The sequence below is a fragment of the Proteiniclasticum sp. genome (assembly GCF_003514505.1).
In the GTDB taxonomy this organism is placed as follows: Bacteria; Bacillota; Clostridia; order Clostridiales; family Clostridiaceae; genus Proteiniclasticum.
In genome coordinates, this window is sequence record NZ_DOPX01000034.1 from 17398 (window position 1) to 36074 (window position 18677).

The 18677-nt window shown below is 42.3% G+C and carries 12 protein-coding genes and 1 pseudogene; 10 read left to right on the top strand and 3 right to left on the bottom strand.

The genetic code is table 11. The annotated features are described in order from the left end of the window. A partial coding sequence (locus tag DEF30_RS12050) for a hypothetical protein (protein WP_294099778.1) occupies positions 1-504 on the top strand: 504 nt, incomplete at its 5' end. Between the two features lie 220 nt (positions 505-724). Beyond that, complete coding sequence (locus DEF30_RS12055; protein WP_294099780.1) at positions 725-2374, top strand: recombinase family protein; 1650 nt, start codon at positions 725-727, stop codon at positions 2372-2374. 546 nt (positions 2375-2920) lie between these two features. Here DEF30_RS12055 and DEF30_RS12060 read toward each other — a convergent pair. Both DEF30_RS12060 and DEF30_RS12065 read right to left on the bottom strand, forming a co-directional pair. Further along, positions 2921-3796, bottom strand: a complete 876-nt coding sequence (locus tag DEF30_RS12060) for a DMT family transporter (RefSeq protein ID WP_294099782.1) — start codon at positions 3794-3796, stop codon at positions 2921-2923. Between the two features lie 14 nt (positions 3797-3810). Then, positions 3811-4086: a metal-sensing transcriptional repressor gene (locus DEF30_RS12065; protein ID WP_294099784.1), complete on the bottom strand. Its 276-nt coding sequence runs from the start codon at positions 4084-4086 to the stop codon at positions 3811-3813. Between the two features lie 955 nt (positions 4087-5041). Here DEF30_RS12065 and DEF30_RS12070 point away from each other — a divergent pair. The 5 genes from DEF30_RS12070 to DEF30_RS12090 all read left to right on the top strand — a co-directional run bounded on the left by DEF30_RS12070 (position 5042) and on the right by DEF30_RS12090 (position 14184). Continuing rightward, entirely contained in the window at positions 5042-6085 is a 1044-nt protein-coding gene (locus DEF30_RS12070; RefSeq protein WP_294099786.1) for a Wadjet anti-phage system protein JetD domain-containing protein, read from the top strand. Next, on the top strand, positions 6078-7697 hold the full coding sequence (locus tag DEF30_RS12075; RefSeq protein ID WP_294099788.1) for a hypothetical protein: 1620 nt from the start codon (positions 6078-6080) through the stop codon (positions 7695-7697). Before DEF30_RS12070 ends, DEF30_RS12075 begins: the two co-directional genes overlap by 8 nt. Continuing rightward, positions 7684-8397 (top strand): DUF6063 family protein, encoded by a 714-nt coding sequence (locus tag DEF30_RS12080; protein WP_031577952.1) that lies wholly within the window; start codon positions 7684-7686, stop codon positions 8395-8397. Before DEF30_RS12075 ends, DEF30_RS12080 begins: the two co-directional genes overlap by 14 nt. Then, a complete protein-coding gene (locus tag DEF30_RS12085) occupies positions 8381-12802 on the top strand; it encodes a hypothetical protein (RefSeq protein WP_294099800.1) in 4422 nt (1473 codons plus the stop codon). The genes DEF30_RS12080 and DEF30_RS12085 overlap by 17 nt, the downstream gene beginning before the upstream one ends. 404 nt (positions 12803-13206) lie before the next feature. Beyond that, a complete protein-coding gene (locus DEF30_RS12090; RefSeq protein ID WP_294099802.1) occupies positions 13207-14184 on the top strand; it encodes a type II toxin-antitoxin system antitoxin SocA domain-containing protein in 978 nt (325 codons plus the stop codon). Between the two features lie 217 nt (positions 14185-14401). Here DEF30_RS12090 and DEF30_RS12095 read toward each other — a convergent pair whose 3' ends face one another. Further along, positions 14402-15622 carry an AraC family transcriptional regulator gene (locus tag DEF30_RS12095; RefSeq protein ID WP_294099805.1) on the bottom strand — a complete coding sequence of 407 codons (1221 nt, stop codon included), beginning with the start codon at positions 15620-15622 and terminating at the stop codon, positions 14402-14404. Positions 15623-15865: 243 nt separating this feature from the next. Between DEF30_RS12095 and DEF30_RS12100 the strand changes: the two genes are divergently transcribed. The 3 genes and pseudogenes from DEF30_RS12100 to DEF30_RS12110 form a co-directional block, all read left to right on the top strand. Further along, positions 15866-17386 carry a sugar ABC transporter ATP-binding protein gene (locus DEF30_RS12100; protein WP_294099807.1) on the top strand — a complete coding sequence of 507 codons (1521 nt, stop codon included), beginning with the start codon at positions 15866-15868 and terminating at the stop codon, positions 17384-17386. 9 nt (positions 17387-17395) lie between these two features. Then, entirely contained in the window at positions 17396-18355 is a 960-nt protein-coding gene (locus tag DEF30_RS12105) for an ABC transporter permease (RefSeq protein WP_074912715.1), read from the top strand. A gap of 17 nt (positions 18356-18372) precedes the next feature. Further along, positions 18373-18677 (top strand): annotated as a pseudogene (locus tag DEF30_RS12110) (hypothetical protein); the annotation flags it as partial.

The following is an 18677-nucleotide window of genomic DNA, read 5'->3' on the forward strand; positions in this document are numbered from 1 at the left end:
GACGAAGAAGAAGACCCAGAAGAAGATGACGAAGAAGAAGACCCAGAAGAAGATGACGAAGAAGATGACGAAGAGTTCGATCTTAGTTTTAAACCCGTTGGGTTAGGAAACCATAATGTTGCTCGAAGTGGTCCTGGAAAAATTACCGTAATTTTTGCTGGGAAATGTGGACATAGGTTACTGATTCAACAAACACTTCTTCATCAACTCAAGGTAAAAGACAGAGTATATGTTGGAGTGAAAGGGGAGAGTATTGTGTTAAGCTCAAGAGAATTTGACGGATTAGTACCTTACTACCTAAAGGAAATTACTCGCAAGAAATCCGTCCCCAAGAAACGTGACGAAGAGACACAAGTAAGCCAAAGAGTGATTTATTCCAAGAAAATGGTACAAGATATAACTGAGATGCTTTCTCTGGACTTTACAGGACGTGTTTCAGTGACGTTGAGAAAATGTGTGATAAAAAATATCAAAGGAGCAACTTTGGCTCTTGTTAGCCAGTAGAAGTTCAGAAAGAGGTATTGTGGGTGAAAGAAGAGCGAAAGGAAGGTTCACTTCCAGCAATAGTTGAAATTCTTGCTTGTTGGATTGTGGATAGCATGATCTCAGAATGAAGAGGGGAGGAGAAGCATTGCTTCTCCTTTTTCACACATTGTTCCCGTGAATCGCAGGAGAAATGAAGCATATATTATATATTTAGAAAATAATTAAAGGAGTTGGTGAAATGAAAAGAGTAGCAATATACACCAGAGTAAGTACAAAAGAACAGGCTTTAGAAGGTTACAGCATTGAAGAGCAAGAGAAGGTCTTAAGAGCAGACTGTAAAGAAAATGGTTTTGAGGTTTTCAAGGTATATTCTGACAAAGGAATCAGTGGGAAGAACTTAACTAACAGACCTGGTATTCAAGCGTTAATGGCTGATGCAGAGAAAGGACTCTTTGATATCCTAATGGTTTGGAAGGTAAACCGCTTAGCGAGAAAACTATATGATACCCTTGAAATCACGGATAGACTCGGAGCCTTCAACATCGAGCTGAGAAGCCATACAGAGTCAATGGACATCCTGACAGCGCAGGGCAGGTTAATGATGAATATTTTCAGTAGTTTTGCAGAGTTTGAAAGAGAACAGATAGCTGAGAATGTTAAGATGGGAATGGAAGCTAGAGCAGAAGAAGGTCGTTGGAATGGAGGTATAGTTCTTGGATACGATCTTAAGGGAGATGAAGACAAGACCACCAAAAGAGCGAACAAAAAACTTGTCATAAATGAAAAAGAAGCTGAGACAGTAAGGTACATCTTTGATCTCTACTACAAAGGTAATGGTTATAAAACCATTGTTAACCGAATCAACAAAGAAGGGTTTAAATCAAAGAAAGGGAACTTCTTTAGCGTGGCTACTGTCAGGGAGATCTTAAGGAACCCATTGTACTGTGGAAAGATCAGGTATAACCAAAGGGTAAATTGGAAGCATAAAAGAAGAAGAGGGACTAATGTAGATCCGATAATCGTAGATGGAATCCATGAACCCATCATTTCTGAAGAACTCTTCAATGGTGTCCAGAAGCTCATTGAAACGAAGGGGGGGATGCCTAAAAGAGCACTTGATGGATCGTTTCCATTAACAGGCTTACTGAGGTGTCCTGAATGTGGTTCGGGAATGGTCGCTGGCAGAGTTTCCAGAACCAATAAAGATGGCACAAAGGTACTTACCAGATACTATAACTGTGGAGCATGGAGAAACAAAGGTACACAAGTTTGTCATGCTAATGGGATAAGGGCTGACGACGTTGAAAAACATGTTTTCAGAAAGATCGATAAGCTCATCATGAGTGAACCATTCTTACGGTTGGTTCTAAATAAAGCGAATGAGAAACGTAGAAATCTCATACTTCCATCTGGTAATAAAGTTAAGAGCTTGGAGGAAAGAATCATTACCCTCGAAGAGAACCGGAATAATTATCTTAAGTTGATGGAAAGTAAGGCAATGAAAGCAGAAGAAATAATACCTAAGTTGAAAGACATTGGTGAAAAAATCACATTTCTGGAAAGTGAAATGAGGAAGCAAGAAGGATTCCAAAGTCAGAATAGCCTAGAAGAAATCCCATATGAGCTGATAAAGATAACACTGGAGAATTTTGAAAAGCTACTGCAAAAAGCAAGTGGAAATGAGGAGAGAAAGACACTTTTAAACTTGATGATTGATGAGATTACTGTAGGGAAGAATAAAAGGGTAGAGGATATCGTAATCAAGTTCAGTAGCGAGTTAATAAAATATTCCTTAAATGAAGGAGGGTTACCCACAGAGGGTAACCCTTTAATTATGTACAAAAATCGCATAGACTTCATGGTTTATGACGTGAAGGTGACTATTTAGGAGGCTTCTACATGGATTCAATAGAACTGTTTAAGGCTGGGGTGCTTTTTGGTATTGCGGTCTTTAAAATGCTTAGAAATAAACGATAGGGAGGGAAACTTAGTGGAATATTTTGTGTCAGGAGTTTTTGTTGGAGTTATCATTGGATGTGCAATCGCATACCTTGAGAAAGAAGGTGTAAAGTGCAAGTAAAGAAGTCCAATCTGTTTGGGATTTGGCACGGTTCAGATCGCCAGGGGAAACACTAAGAGCCTTGGGAATCGCAGGCTCATAAGAGAACAAAAAGAACGGTGAAGACTTCAGGCTTCGGCAACCTTGTCAAAGAAGTGAAAACCCTGCACAGGCAGCGTTTTTTGCAGTGGCTTAGGAAAACCTGTGTAGCTATTGTGTGTCAGGGAGTCCGTACCATACATATCGATAAATCTACGCTGTTACTTGTGGCAGGGTACTTTATGAAGATTTAAAAATCAGTTTTCAGTTGAAGATTAGAGTATGTTCCGTGTGGAGAAATTACTGTTCTTGTCAATGAAAGTGGCAAAGAAGGATTTACTTACTCTCTGCTGAAGCAAAATATGTTCCTATAATCATAATAACCATCGCAATAATGAAAGTAAAAGATGGCAGTTCAAGGAAAATAATCAAAGACAAACTTGCTCCGATAAATGGAGCTACGGCATAATATGCACTTGTCTTTGCCGCTCCTAAATAACGTTGAGCATATACGTATAGATATATACTTAAGCCGTAAGCTATAAAGCCTAGTACAAGTGTCATAAAAATATATAAAACATTATTAGTTGTTTCGTTAATTACTAGAGAAATAACTAAAGAACCAAATCCTGATCCAAAGCCCTTTATAATTACTACCTGCATAGGATCTTTTGTAGACAGCATTCTAGTCATATTATTTTCAAATCCCCAGCTGATTGATGCTAAAAGAACCAAAAGTGAGCCAAATGAAAATGATAAATTGCTAAAGTTTTCAACCGAGAGAAGGATACTTGAGATAGTGATTAAGCTAATAGCAATCCAAAGTCGTTTGTTGATATATTCTTTGAAAATAAATAATGCAATTAAGGAAGTGGCAACAATCTCAAAATTATTCAACAAAGAAACTGTTGCGGGAGTAGTCATGGTTAAACCAACCATAAGAAAGATGGGTGCAATAATATCTAAAGTAATCATGCTAATGATATAGGGGAACTCTTTCTTGGTTAGTTTCATTTCTTGACTCATCTTACCGGTTTTCAGGCGATATAATGATATGATTGACATTCCAATTCCGGCTCCTAAATACAACAATGCGGCCATCATTGTAGGTGGAATCTCATCTAGAAGGATTTTTGATATTGGAGAACTGATTGCATATAATGCAGCTGCCAGAATTGCCCAAAGTATAGCTAAGTTGTGTTTTCTTTCCAAGATTATTCCTCCGATTATTTCATAAATCTATCAATTGCTACAGATAAGTCTTCTAGCACCGTAATGTCTCCAGTTTCAACTGCATCAACAACACAATGGTCGATGTGATCTTTTAGGATGAGCTTTCCAATGTTGTTTATTGCTGATTTTACAGCGGCTATTTGAATAAGAGTCTCACTACAGTCTCTACCATTTTCAACCATTTTTTTAACGGATTCTAGATGCCCTATAGCTCTTGATAAACGATTTATAACTGCTTCAGTATGTTCATGTTTATGAGATTCATTCAATTGTTACACTCCTTTCTCATATCCCCGTAGGGGGGATACATCTAATTTATCATTTAAACTGAAAGAGTTCAATAAGAAGAATCACTTGTGCTAATTATCAGAATTATTATGTTGGATAGTAACATAATAAAAAAGAGAAACTATTATTCAGTTTCTCTTTTATTGTAAGAAGATGGACAAAGTTGTCGTGAAGGTGTAATCCACAGGAAAATTCAGGATAAGACAAGGTTGCCAAAATCAAATTTCTAGATGTTGAGATGTAGGAAAGTGTTGAGAATCAGAAAAAAATTGCCTGAACTAAAAAAGAGTGTGGAGAGTAGAGATGTATACAAGGAAACAAAGCCTAAAAATCATGCAAAAATATTTAATAGACTCAAAAGGTTTCGAAATTCTCATTAAAAATGCTTGCCTATCAGTATATTAAGTGACTCCGTACCATACCTATAGGAAAAGTTTACGCATTACTTGTGGTACGGTTCAGATCACAGGAAGAAATGCTAAGAGTCTTAGGAATGCTAGGCTCATAAGAGAACAAAAATGAAAGGCAAAGGCTTCGGACTTCGGTCGGCTTGTCTAAGATGTGAAAACCCTGCACAGTCAGTGTTTATTGCAGTGGATTAGGAAAACCTGTGTAGCTATTGTGTGTCAGGGAGTCCGTGCACTATTTAACGGTAAAACTGACGCTGTTATCTATGGTACGGTTCACCGTACTTAATCCTCAATAAATGAAAGAACGTAGATAGAGATGAAGAAGATAAATAGCAGAGAACGGGTAAAAAGCTTGGTTTGATATCCAAGCTTTTTATTATGAGTGAAACGGCTTTCCCTAAGTCTCAAACAAACTTAAAACGCTAAAATATCTTCTAGATAATTCATGAGAAAATCCACAGATTGCAACGTGTCACGCTTATATTCTGATACAATAAGAGTATCGAAAAACATTCTGGAGGATCATATGAAAAGCAGGATCTATATAGAGAATTATCCAAAGAAAATCATAGAGCTTTCTGAAATCATCAACCAGTCCAAAAACAGCTATGAGGAGATGGCGGAAACCATCAGGTGCTATGTGGAAGAAGGGTTTCTACTACCGGTAAAATCGTCAGGCCTCAATGGACGAAGACCAGCCCTTTATAATAAATATAAAATTTTGAAACCTGAAAAAGACCATAGAGAGTCTTTTGAGAAAATAAAGCTTCTGCACGGAAGATTTGATCATCAGTACTATCTCACCCACCCAGAGCAGTATGAGAGAATCTCAGAGGAAATAGAAGAACTGAGCAGTTTTCTGTGGAGTAGATCAGAAGAGCTTCTGGAGCCCATGTCCATCAATGAACGATCCTTCTCCATCTTTGGAAAAGAAAAGCTCCTGAAATCCATTGAAAACCAGTTTTCAAGCTACTTTAGAATGCAGGGGTTCAGTTTTGAGGATCTTCATACCTATCCAACGCCGGAGCCATTCTTTGAGTACATTCATCCAAGTCTTAAAGAAGGCCAGATCCTCATTGTGGAAAATAAAGACACCTGGTATACCTTGCGGAAAATCATGCGAGAAGAAAATAAGCCTGTAGTCTTTGGCATCCCCGTAAAGGTTCTCCTTTATGGAGAAGGAAAGAAAATCACCAGGCAGTCAGGAAGACTTCGAGAGTATATGGAAGAAGTGCTGGGAGAACATCAAAATGACTTCTACTATTTTGGAGACTTGGATTATGAGGGCATCTCCATCTATCAGGAAGCCAAAGAAAAGAACCCGGAAGTGAACGTAAAACTGCTTCTAAAAGCCTATGAGGCTATGCTGGAGGAAAAGCTTCAGAAAGCCTACCCAGAAACAAGAGACCATAGGACACCCAGGGCAGACCTTGAGGGCTTTCTTGCAAATTTCAGTGAAGAGCATCAGAAGAAGATACTACAGATTTTGGAGAAGGGGCGATACATCCCCCAGGAGATTTTGAACTGGAGTCTTCTGAAATCCAAAATGAAAGGAATAGAGCATGTATGAGTTTTTAGAAGGCTTTCATCAGCGGATGCAGCTCATTGGCGTGGTGGATGCCCTCATCAACCGAAGAAACAAAAAAGTGGAACTGGAACACCCCATTGGAGACAAAGAATTTGAAAACCTCATTTTCTCCGTGCTGGTCTTTATCATGGAAAAGACCTTAACAGAAGAGGAAGAGTGCACTATAAAAACCATTTCGGTCTTCGTGGAGCATGTTCTAGAAGAGTATTACCACTATCCAAAAGCCAAAGACCAGGCACTCCCAGTCACAGAGTACATCATCAAAACCATCCTGCAGTTTGAAGGAAAGAACACTTATTATCCGGTGATGAACTACGAGACCAAAGAATGGACAGAGCTTCGGATTAAGCTTCTCAATGAAAAAGTGGAGGACCGACCCCAAGGCTATGTGAGCGTCTATTCCTTGACGGATCAGGGTTATGATTTTCTTTTCCGAACCAAGGAAGTGGACAATGAAATCAGCTTCTCCGTGGAAGAGTTCAAGCTGCGCGAACTCATTAAGAGGAAGAACTATAGGAAGGCACTGCAGCAAAGCAGCAATCTGGTGCAGATGGTCCGTCAGAAAAAAAGAGACCTGGAGCAGTTTATCCAGGCAGCCAGAGGAAACATCATGGATCTGGATCTCACAAAATTTGATGAACTCATCTCCAGCACCTATAAGCTATTGCAGGAGGAGTACAAGACCCTGGGAGAGATCCAGAACATGGTTCGGCGCTCGGAAGGAAGAATCCGGGAAGATTATGAAAAGCGTGGAGAGCTTACGGACGACCTGAGAAAAGCCCAGATGGAAATGAAGAGGATTGTGAGTAACCTTGCCCTCGCCAGAAAAGAGCAGGCGCACCTGATCAACAGCCGGGAAGGATCCTATAAAATCCTGAAGTCCACTCTGGAAGAGAGTTTTCAGTTTTCCACTCAAAGAAGATACGACTTTGAAAAAGAGATCCTAAAGCCCATGGAACGTATAGAAGAAGAGAGAACAAAGGATCTCTGGAAGATCTTCACCCCACTTTTCCATGTGGAGCCTTATCGGCATCTTCCCCTGAGCCTCTTCTACAAGCCCCAGGGAAAGCTTTCAGAAGAAGCTTCGGAGGATCCTGTGGGAATCCTTGTGGAGGAAGTGAAAGAAGATGTGGAAAAAGAAAGAAATGAAAAGAGAAGTGAAGTCTATCTGAACATCCTAAAGAGTATGGTGGAGGAAGCAGAAAAAAGAGGTGGAACCCTAGACTTTAAAACCCTTTGTGAAGTCCTTCAGAAAAATCCGGAAGAGTTTCAAGACCTTACCAAGGAAAATCTTCTCTTCATCACCATGCTGAAACTCTATGAAATGGAGACCCTAGATGTGAAGGCCTTCCGGGAATCAGACAAGACATTTCTAGGCAATCCTACGGGAGAGTTCAACGTGGATGCACTGCTTTATCAGCTCCTCTACCGTGGATCAGCCTTTGAATCCATAGACAAAATACAGTTCCAGAAGATTGAAGAAGAAAGCTTCACGATCCTTCTGGAAGAAAAGACAGACGCAGTTCTTTATCGAAGGACCATAGAAGTCGACAATATCAGCATCAAGGTGGTGAAAAAATATGGAACATATTAGAACAGCTTCACAGATTCTGAAAGTGCTCATGACAGATGGAAAACTCACAAGAACCAGCCATAAGGATCTCTTTATTTCCTACATCAGTGAGCTGGAGGTGGAAGAAATCCTTGGAACCATGGCGGAAGAGCTGGAGGCAGAAGTGAAGAGAGTAAATAACACCCTCTATCTCATTCCTTCAGAGGACAATGAGCTCCTGGGTTTTAAACACAGGGACACCCGGGAATGGCTCGGAAGCAGTGCTCGTCAGGCAGATGCCTTCCTTGCCTATTATATTGCGGCTGTGATTCTCAATCTCTTTTACGGCGGAAAAAACAGAGATCCCAAGCAACGAGAATTTCTCTCCCTTCTCCACGTGGTGGAGGAAATGGACAGAAGAACAGGGGAGGTGCTTCAGAAGAAAGAGGCAGCCAAAGAGCTGGACCAGAAGATCAGCATGAACTTTGAAATCTGCGCACAGGTATGGGACATCAAGAAGGGACATGAAGAAAACAGCAGAATCACCACAAAGATGGGCTTTCTCTTAAGGGTGGTCAAGCTCCTTCAGATGGAAGGGCTTCTCCGCATCTCAGAAGACGAGAAAGAGGTAAGAACCACAGAAAAGCTGGACGATCTCATGCTCCATTACTATCTCAACGAAGAACGGGTCCAGGAGATTCAGAAGATATTCAGGGAGGAAGACTATGCCGAAAATCAGTAGAATCCGTATCATAAACTTCTCCTACAACGGCGACAAGAGACTGATTCTGGATGAGCTTTTCAATCTTCATCAGGGAGAAGATACGCTCATCAGCTTAAAAAATGGCGGCGGGAAAAGTGTTCTGGTCCAGGCACTGATGCAGCCGATCTTGCCCAATCAGCCTCTTCAAAAAAGAAAAATGAGCGACTTTTTCATCCGAAAAAAGCAGCCAGCCTACATCCTCATCGAGTGGAAACTGGATCAGGGAGGCGGATATCTTCTCACAGGCATCGCCATGATGAATAAGGAAAGTGTCTCCCAGGACCAGGAAGAAGAAAGCCATGCCATCCGGTACTTCACCTTCACGGTGCACTACAAGCTCAGTGACCCTATGGACATCCGACACATGGAGCTCACCACCAAAGAAAAAAACAGAGTTCTAGTGAAAGGATATCAGGAAGCCCAGAGGTTTCTTCAGGACGCCAAGAGAAAAAGAGGCGGCAGCGTGTCCTATTTCAGTGATTCTGAACGGGGAGACTATAAAAGGCATCTGGAAAGCTTTAACATCCATCCCGATGAGTGGAAAACGGTGCTTTTGCCCATAAACTCCGAAGAAGGCGGTCTCATCAAGATTTTTGAGAAATGCAAAACCCCAAGGCTCCTTCTGAAAGAATGGATCCTGAACACCGTGAATAAAGTCCTCTATGACAACCAGAAGGAATCCCAAAGCCTCACGGAGATGATGGGAAATCTGGGCCAGTCTATGATTGACAATGAAGCATTTATCCTGGAGCGAGATCTTCTTTTAGAGTTCTCTAAGAAGCTCCAAGGGCTCAGCGTATCTGCCTATAGCTTAGCCAGCACCCAGGCGGAGAAGATGGAAAAAGAAAAAGAACTGAGATCTTTAGAGCAGTTTCTTCATGTGGAACTGGAGCGGATCACAGAAAAGAGGAGCCAGGCAGAAGCGGAGCTCTTAGAGATTCAGAAGGAGCTTGCCCGTATAGATGCAGAGGAGCAATCAGAAGCGTACTATGTATCGAAAGAGCGCTTTGAAAAGAGCAAGGAGCAGGCGGATCGATACAGGTCTCAGCTGGAAGAGCTGGAAGAAAGACGGTCGAAGGTGCAGCAGGACATTGAAGTGCTGGATGCACGGAAACTCTACGAGGAGATCCTTTCTCTCCAAGTGGAAACCGCAGGTATAGAAGAAGAACTGAAAAGGCTCAAGGAGCCTTCCGAGGACCAGGAGACCATGGCGCGGATTGCCTACTCGTTAAAGGTGCTGCTGGAGGAAAAAATTGAGAATCTTCTTCAGAAGCAGTCTGATCTGAAAAAACAGCTGGAAGATGTGGTGGAGAAAAAAGAACTAGGGAAGCTGGAGGCTGCCTCCATCCGTAAGGAAGAAAGACAAGTCCTGGGGAAAGAAAGCGCCCTTACTGGGCTGATTCACCAGTTTGAAATGAGAGAGAAGGAGATCCAAGAGAAGTATCAGGTGATCCTTTCAAGAAATCTCATGAAGGGTCTTGAAGAGAAGAGCACTGCAGCCCTTTTGGAAAGAATCCGGGAAGACATCGAAAGAGCCAAGAAGAATCTGATGGCCCTGGAAGAAAAGAGGGAGAACCTTTACCAGGAAGAAGAGGCGCTGCAGGAAGAGATTCCAAGGATAAGACTGAAAACAAAGGATGAGGAGAACGATCTGAAGAAGCTCCAAAAAGAGATTTCAGACTTTGAGAAGATAGAAGAAAGGGTGCTTCAATGCCTCAGCAAATATCAGATCAGTGCATCGAAGCGGTTTCAGAAGGCGTATCTGAAAGGCGTCTTAAAAGGGCTCCTGGAGGAGGGTCAGGAGAAGCTCGATCAGGTAAAGGAAGAGATCCGGAGCCTTATGAGCCGAAAAAATGCCATGGAAAACGGCGTGCTTCATGTGTCCAAAGAGTTCTTTCATCATCTTCAGGAGTCTGGTATTGAGTTTGATACGGGGGAAAATTACCTTCAGAAACATACCATGGACCTCCGAAGAAAACTCTTGCATGCCATGCCCCTTCTTCCCTATGCGTTTCTTATGACAGAGGAAGAACTGGAAAAGCTGAAAAACGCTATGCCGGAAAGACCTCTCCTTGAACCGGTGCCTGTGATGACTTATGGAAGCCTGCAAGGAGACCAGGAGGATTCAGGAAGCTTCCTTCTCCTCGGTCCTGGAAAGATGATTTTTTCAAAGCCCGATGAAAGACTGTTTGAAAGTGATGGCTTGGATGCCTATAAAAAAGAACTGGAGGGAAGGCTGAGAGAAGAAGAGGAACGGAGAAAACATTACGAAGACTATCTTCAGGAGCTGCGTGAAAATGAAAGGCTCTTGGCTGAGTTTACCTATACAGAAAGCTATTTCAGCGAAGCTTCCGCTGCAGAAGAAAAACTTCGTTCTGACATCCTAAGGCTCAAGGAGGAAGAAGAGCGCCTCTTAAAAAGAAGAGAAGAGATCAAGAAAATCAGGTTCGAGATGGAGAAAGAGAAAGACGAAAAGAAAGGTCTCTTGGAAGAGGCATCCAAAAAGCTTCGGATACTGGAGGAGCATCTGGAAGAAAATGAGGCCTATGAAAGGCACCTTCAGGAAAAAGATCATCTGAAGAAAAAAATGGAGGAGCTCAGTAAACGTCTTCTTGATCTGGAGAAGGAGGAGAGCCTTCTTACAGAAAAGCAGCTGGAACTGGAGCGGGAGAGTTTCAGGACCCTTGAGGAACAAGAGAGATGCCAAAAAGAATATGGACATTATGCATCAGCTCCTGAAAAAGTCATGGAAGAGGGCAGTATTGAAGAGCTCCAGAAGAGATATAAGGTGTATCAGGAAAAACTGGATGGAAATATGAAGCGGCTGGAAGAGACGCTGAGGGCAAGAGTCCAGGTGCTGAAATCCAAAGAGAAGGAGCTTCTAAAGAAGGAGGTTCCCTCTGAAGAGTATCTCCATATCAAGTATCTGGAGTCCGAAGGAGACAGGCTCCTGGGTCTTAGAAAGCAACTGGAGACTGCATATAAGAAAGAACGGAAAATCTCTGATGAGGCATCTTCTGAAGCGGACAAGCTTTCTGGGGTTTGTGAAAATATGCTTGAGTCTCTCAAGTCGAGAGGGGGAGCCCTCCTGCCTAAAGAGGACATTCACGGCAGGTATAAAGAGCGAAAAGCAGAGTGCGGCGTAAGCAGGAAAAGGCTTGAAGACCAGGTGAAAAACCTCGAAAACACCAGGAGAATCTATGTGGATGTGAGAATCCAGATTGAAGAAAAGCTGCGCATGAGTAAGATTAAGATCAGCACCATGGTCTGGCCAGGAGACCGGGATGTGGAGACGGGCTTTAAAGAGGTATCCGGCGAACTTTCTGAGCTCCTTAGAAAGATGGAAGAAGAGAAAATCAGGATTCAGCAGAGCTTTTGGAATCTAAGGGACGGCTTCAAGGAAAAGCATCAGAATATCACCGGAATTTTGCATCAGGTGGGTAAGATGCAGGAGACGGCGGAAAGGGATCCTGACAACTATTACTATCTTTATGAGTATATGGAAAATCAGCTGGAGGTTTTGAGAAAGCTCATTCATGTTCAGGAAATACGGCTGGAGAAAATGGAAAACACTTTCCAGGACATGGTGATGCAAAGCTACAACCTTTCTAAGGAAATCTATGACCATGTGAACCGCATTGCCGAGGACTCCAGCATCCAGCTGGATGGCAGAAACCGTAAAGTGAAGATGATTGAGATTCTTCTTCGGGATCTGGAGCCTGAGGAAAAAGGCATAGAGTCCATGAGAAGCTATATCAAAGAGTGTGCCAGCGAGGTGAAGGATCAGCTGAAGACCGGGAAAGGGCAAAAAGAAGTGAGGGATCTGATTTCAAAGTTCATGTCCAGTGAAGAGCTTCTCAATGTCATCTCAAACCTTTCGGATCTTCGCATCAAGGCCTATAAAGTGGACATCAATGCCCAGAACAGCAAGGCAAAAGACTGGGAGAAGGTCATGCGGGAAAACTCTGGCGGGGAGAGGTTTGTGTCCTTCTTTGCTGTGATGATTGCCCTCATGTCCTATGCAAGAAATAGCAGAAAGGATACGGAGGATTATGGCAGGAAGAATCAGGACGCCAAGGTGCTCCTCATGGACAACCCCTTTGGGCCTATTTCATCGGATCATCTCTTAAAGCCGCTGTTTGATATTGCCAAGAAATACAACACCCAGCTCATCTGCCTTACGGATCTCAAACAGAACTCCATCATGAACCAGTTCAAGGTGATTTTCATGATGAAGATTGTGGAGAACACTTCAGGCACCATGGAGTATCTGAAGGTGGAGGAAAGCACCTATAACGGAGAAGAGGAACCAGCAGAAGAAAATCTGGAGATGCTTCACTATCACCAGGAAGTGGAGCAGATGAGTCTGTTGGGGGATGAATAGAGCCTTCCATTGCCTACGTTAAAAACTGAATAGATACGACTCTGATTCCTATAATGTGTGGTGAAGCTCATCACGAGGGAATCACGGACCAGAAGGTGGGCAGCCCATTTCTGGTCCATTTTTTTGCATGAACTGATGATGAGGTAGAATATCTTGCTAAAATAACCGTTCTAATAGGATGAAGCATCTACCGCACGAGATCTTATTTGTATTTTCATACAGGATGGTTTAGGGTTATGGGATCCCGGGGAAGCTACTGCTAGATACCTCAAAATCCATAGGGTGAGAAGGAAAGCGGGTACAGTGGATTCTACTATTGCCTCATTTCACAAAAAGCAGTTTGAGGTTCTGATAGATTCAGGTGAGGAAAAGGCAGTCTGAAATGGAAAGGGGATGGAGTAAGTATGATGCGTTTTTGTAAGAACTGCAAAGAAATCAAGAGCTGCAGCGTCCAATCGGAAACAGCCATAAAGAAGAGTAGAGATAACACAGCAGACGCTGTGCGTGAACCCGGTTATTGCTGCACCTTTGCGTCAGAAGGTTATCTGCCAGCGTTGAGGAAAGCTTGCGATGACTACAGGGAGACGATTAAGCTCATAAAGGCAGAGGAGATAGAAGAGATTCTAAAGAAATATGACATCGGGAAAAGACCCCTTTCACTTCTTCTAGGTTGGAAAGAAAACACCTTAACCAGGTATGCCACTGGGGATCTTCCGACAAAAGACTATTCGGAGATGTTAAAACTGATCTCGCAAAATGCAGCCTATTACCAGAATCTACTGGAGCATCATAAAGAGAAGATTTCTCTTGAGGCCTATCATAAAAGTCTGGCAGCAGTGAAAGAAGTCATGGGCCGGAAAGAGGAAGAACTCAGCAAGATGGAAGAAGCTGTGTGCTGCTTACTTGAAGAAGCAGTGGAGATAACGCCTCTTGCGCTTCAAAAGCTTCTGTATTTTGCGCAAGGGTTTCAAAAGGCGTTTCATAGCGAATTTATGTTTGAGGAAGACTGTGAAGCTTGGAGCCATGGACCAGTGTATAGAAGGATTTATGAAAAATACAGAAATTATGGTTATCTCCCGATAGAGGAAGACCGCCAGAACAGATATAGTCACTTATCAAAAGAAGAGAAAGAGATATTGAAGGCAGTGGCTGAGTATTTTGGATGTTACAGTGGGAAAGTGTTAGAAAGAATGACTCATGAAGAAGAGCCCTGGAGAAATGCAAGAAGAAATACGGATGAAGGAGCTTCTTCAAGTGAAGTGATACAGAAAGAAAGCATGACCCGGTACTTCAGCAGTGTAAGAGAAAAGTATAATATGATCAATGTTAGTGACATCAAAGAGCATGCTTTGGGTTTGTTAGAGAAAATGTATCACAGATGATATTTGCGCATTATTAAGAATTGTGAATTTATAAAAGCGGTTTCCCCAAAAAAGGAAACCGCTTTTTGATGAGTTAAATTAACCTAGGGAAGATGATATGGTATGAGATCTTTTAGTGAGAAGAATCTTGCAGTTATGGTTCTATCATCTTGAAAAAGGATCGATGAGTCTAGCGTGATAATGAGTAACATTGCAAATACTAGGATCAGTGCCAACCCTATAACTTTTCTTGGTAGGAGTTGCTTCTAAAATCCGTCGGTGCTACCCCCACTTCTTTCTTAAAGACCTTGGTGAAGTAATTATGGTCATAAATACCCACGTGGATAGCGATATCCTGGATGGAAAGGGAGCTGGAGTTCAGCAGGGTTTTTGCCCTTTCAATTCGCAACTTATTGATGTACTTGATGATGGTTGTACCCACTTCCTTTTTAAAGAGATTAGAAAGGTAGGGGACGGAGACGTTGTATTTTTCTGCTAGATCGGAAAGATTGATTTTCGCATCCAGATTGAAGTCAATGTAATAGAGAGTTTGTCGTACACAATGAGAATACTGCTTAGTGGATTTTGTCTTCACAAGGAGACAGTACTCCCGAATCATCTTCTCATATAATTGGTCGAGGGCAGTCTCGCTGAGGGCGTTTTCAATATAGTTCACAAACTTGCTAGAAATCTCATGCAAAAATATCGGATGAATCTCATTGGGTTCTATAGCTTTTCTGAAAAGAGTGTTCGCAGTGATAAGAAGTGATTTTTGCTCTCTTAACGTGCTGGTCAACCGGGGTTCAAAGGGAGCGCTGATGAACTTTCTCGCAGCCTCCAATGCAGCTTTTCGGTCTCCTGCGGAGATATGCTGTAAAAGCTCTTTCTCAGTGCGGTATCTCTGCTCTACTTTTCTGGAGTAGGCATCAAAGTCTGTCTTTGGCTGATACAGTATTCCTGTTTTCATTTCATTGGAAAGGTCATGGTATTGAACAGAAAAAGGCGTGGCATCCGGATTGATGTAGCTCACAATATTGCCAATGGTGGAGATGATGTGCAGATTGGTATTGATAACGGGCATGCCATAAATGAAACTTTTTAAATGCTGGATATTTGAAATGGTAAGATTGTGCTGCTCTGTCAACTCCTGCCAGTATTTTTCATCCACAGGCTTATTAAAATAAGGCCCGATGGTGATGAGTTCGTTTTTCTCCTCGTAAGGATAGAAAAAAATATAGTTCAGCATATAAGAGTCGGTGACAATGTGAAATGTATGATGGTCCATCTCCTGAATAAAACTGCGAACCTCATCATATAGATCTTGAGACCTCTCCAGGCTGTCCCGAAGATAAAGATCAAAACCGGGTAAATCATTATACGGTTCAAGGAAATAATGCATGTCCAGTTTCAATGTGTTTTTCAGTAGCTTTGTTATGAAATCTAATGTTCTGCTGATCATAGGATACTCCTTTTAACGAAACTGACTTTCATAAAGCACAGAGTGCACGTATATCGTTTGTGAAGAAAAATATAGTTATTTGAAGAAATTATAACCAAGATGTAGAAAATAATCAACGAAAACATGCAAAATCACGTAATCACATTAAAATAATACTAATATCGAAGTTTTTTTTCTAACTGACTAGAAAAAAACATGATACATTGTTTATGTTAACGAATACAGGGGAGGAACGTGTATGTTATGGAAATGGTAAAGAGTGACGATTTCAATGATCGGTTTATTGAAGTCAGCAAAGTATCCAAGCATTTTGGCGTAACCGTTGCACTAAATGAAGTATCCTTCACCGTGCCAAAAGGCTTGGTGTGTGGACTCGTTGGAGAAAATGGAAGTGGAAAATCCACATTTGCATCGATACTTGCCGGAATTCAAGATGAGACAAGTGGAGAGATCTTTTTAGATGGTCAGAAATGGAAACCCGGAAGCATTCTGGAAGCACAGAAAAACGGAGTAGCGATGATTGTTCAGGAAACAGGAACCATCGAGAACATCACCGTGGCAGAGAATATATTTTTAGGTCAGGAAATGATGTTTTCCAAAGGGTTATTCATCAGCAGAAAAAAGATGTTTGCAGCTGCTCAAAAAATTCTGGATGAACTGGAGATCACTTCATTTAGTGCAGGAACGCCAACATCAAAGCTGGATCTTCAGGACCGCAAACTGGTGGAGATCGCAAAAGCGATGTACTGGAATCCAAAAGTTTTTATCGTAGATGAGACCACAACGGCTTTGTCCCATATTGGCCGTGAACTCCTCTATTCTCTTATGAAGAAGCTCACCTCAAAGGGGACAACGGTTCTTTTTATCAGCCATGACCTGGAAGAGCTCATGGAGCAGTGTGACATCATTCATGTGCTTCGTGACGGGGATTATATTGGAACCTTAGAAAAAAATCAGTTTGACACGGACCGTATGAAGGAAATGATGATCGGACGAAATCTCGAAGGAGACTACTATCATGCAGATGACGAAGGCTACGTTGATGAAGTGGTTTTACGGGCGGATCAGATTACGACGCTAGAGGATTTACTTTGTTTCAATTTAGAGCTTCATAAAGGAGAGGTGCTGGGCATCGGTGGACTATCAGATTGTGGAATGCACACTTTGGGAAAAGCGCTATTTGGTGCGGAAAAAGTGCTGGATGGAAAGGTGACTCTAGCAGATGGCAGCGTCATTGACAGTACAAAGAAAGCAGTCAGGCACAAAATGGCTTATCTTTCTAAAAATCGGGACCGGGAGTCTCTGGCACTCAATGCCACAGTGAAGGAAAATATTGTCAGCATTGCCCATGACATCAATAAAGCTTTTGGCCCCCTCCTGTCCTTCAAAAAAGAATCACAGTATGCAAAAAAGCAAATTGAAGACCTGTCAATCAAATGCGCATCTGAAAATCATCTGGTAAGTACGCTGTCCGGCGGAAACAAGCAAAAGATTGTTTTTGGTAAATGGATAGGTGTTGATTCCGATATTCTCATCATGGACTGTCCTACACGAGGTGTGGATATTGGGGTCAAGGCAGCAATGTATAAACTGATCTATGAAATGAAAAAAAGCGGGAAGTCCATTCTACTCATCAGCGAGGAGCTTCCAGAACTCATTGGCATGAGTGATCGGATCATCATCATGAAAGACGGCGAAATCAGTGCTGAGATTCACAGAAGTGAAGGATTCAGCGAACATAAACTGATTAATGCCATGTTGTAGGAGGAAGAAATGAAGGAGAAATTAAAACAGTTAAATGAACAGCAATTCTTCATTCGTCTGGTGCCGATCTTTCTTTTGGTTGTCATGGCCATTGGATTCAACATCGCTACAGATGGAAAATTTGGAGATGTCCGAAATCTAAAGCTCATCATCACACAGGCGGTGATCATAGGTACTGTGGCTACGGGTGCAGTGTTTATATTTGGAACAGGCAATGTGAGTATCGCTCTGGGAGCGACCACTGCCATCACAGCGGCCATCATGAGCAAGGCATACCTTGCGACAGAATCCGTAGCTGTGATGATTCTAACAGCCATTGTTGTGGCTACCTTGATTATGGTTGTAACGGCAGTGCTGAGCACAGTACTGAGAGTTTCGGTGATGTTTGTATCTATTGTGGTCATGGTTCTGTTTCAGGCGATTTTACAGACCATCCTGGGTGCAGGAACCTTAACACTGCCCTATGAGATGACAGCATCTCTGACCAATGCGAATTTTCACTATATCGCCTTTGCAGCCTACTTCATTCTATGTGCGGTGCTCTTTCACTATACAGCCATCGGACGCTCTATTAAGTTTTTAGGGTCCAATAAAATCTGTGCAGAGCAGAGCGGTATTTTCCTGAATAAATACCTGATGATTGCTTTTGCTGTATCCGGTGTAGGAATTGGCCTTGCGGCCATCATGACAGGCATCAGAACCGGGACCATCGGTGTTGGAACTGCTTCAAGTCTTAACATGGATGTGGTTCTTGCAATTGTCCTTGGCGGCATGTCTGTGTTTGGCGGAACAAGATCTTATGTCTATGCAGGAGCTCTTGGCGCCATTACGGTTACCCTTTTAAACAACGGACTGCTCATGGTTGGCATCAGTCCAACAATTCTTCAACTGGTCAGAGGAATATTCTTTCTGACATTTATCTTTGCAGGTCAGAAACGGCCGGATCGATTACCAGATAATGAAATATAAATATTGGGGGAAATGAAATGAAAAAGAAACTTGCACTATTACTGGCATCTATCATGATGGTGATGGGCCTTGCAGCCTGCGGAAGCAAGGAAACACCTGACCCATCTGCGCCTTCCACACCAGGAACCGAAAATGAGACTCCTACTCCATCTGAAGAAGAGAACGTGACCATTGCTGTAGCCTGGAATGCCATTGATGCAACCACTCAGACAAGAATGACTTATTTGGAGGATCATCTGGGACCTGCACTGGGCATTGACTTCATCTTTTCTGAAGCCATTTCGGATACCGCGCAGCTTATGACATTCCTTGAGAACTCCTA

Coding starts and splice junctions, on each gene's coding strand:
- DEF30_RS12105 (WP_074912715.1), top strand. CDS start 17,396: ATGAAGGAGAAATTAAAACAGTTAAATGAACAGCAATTCTTCATTCGT.
- DEF30_RS12100 (WP_294099807.1), top strand. CDS start 15,866: ATGGAAATGGTAAAGAGTGACGATTTCAATGATCGGTTTATTGAAGTC.
- DEF30_RS12055 (WP_294099780.1), top strand. CDS start 725: ATGAAAAGAGTAGCAATATACACCAGAGTAAGTACAAAAGAACAGGCT.
- DEF30_RS12085 (WP_294099800.1), top strand. CDS start 8,381: ATGCCGAAAATCAGTAGAATCCGTATCATAAACTTCTCCTACAACGGC.
- DEF30_RS12075 (WP_294099788.1), top strand. CDS start 6,078: ATGTATGAGTTTTTAGAAGGCTTTCATCAGCGGATGCAGCTCATTGGC.
- DEF30_RS12080 (WP_031577952.1), top strand. CDS start 7,684: ATGGAACATATTAGAACAGCTTCACAGATTCTGAAAGTGCTCATGACA.
- DEF30_RS12070 (WP_294099786.1), top strand. CDS start 5,042: ATGAAAAGCAGGATCTATATAGAGAATTATCCAAAGAAAATCATAGAG.
- DEF30_RS12090 (WP_294099802.1), top strand. CDS start 13,207: ATGATGCGTTTTTGTAAGAACTGCAAAGAAATCAAGAGCTGCAGCGTC.
- DEF30_RS12095 (WP_294099805.1), bottom strand. CDS start 15,622: ATGATCAGCAGAACATTAGATTTCATAACAAAGCTACTGAAAAACACA.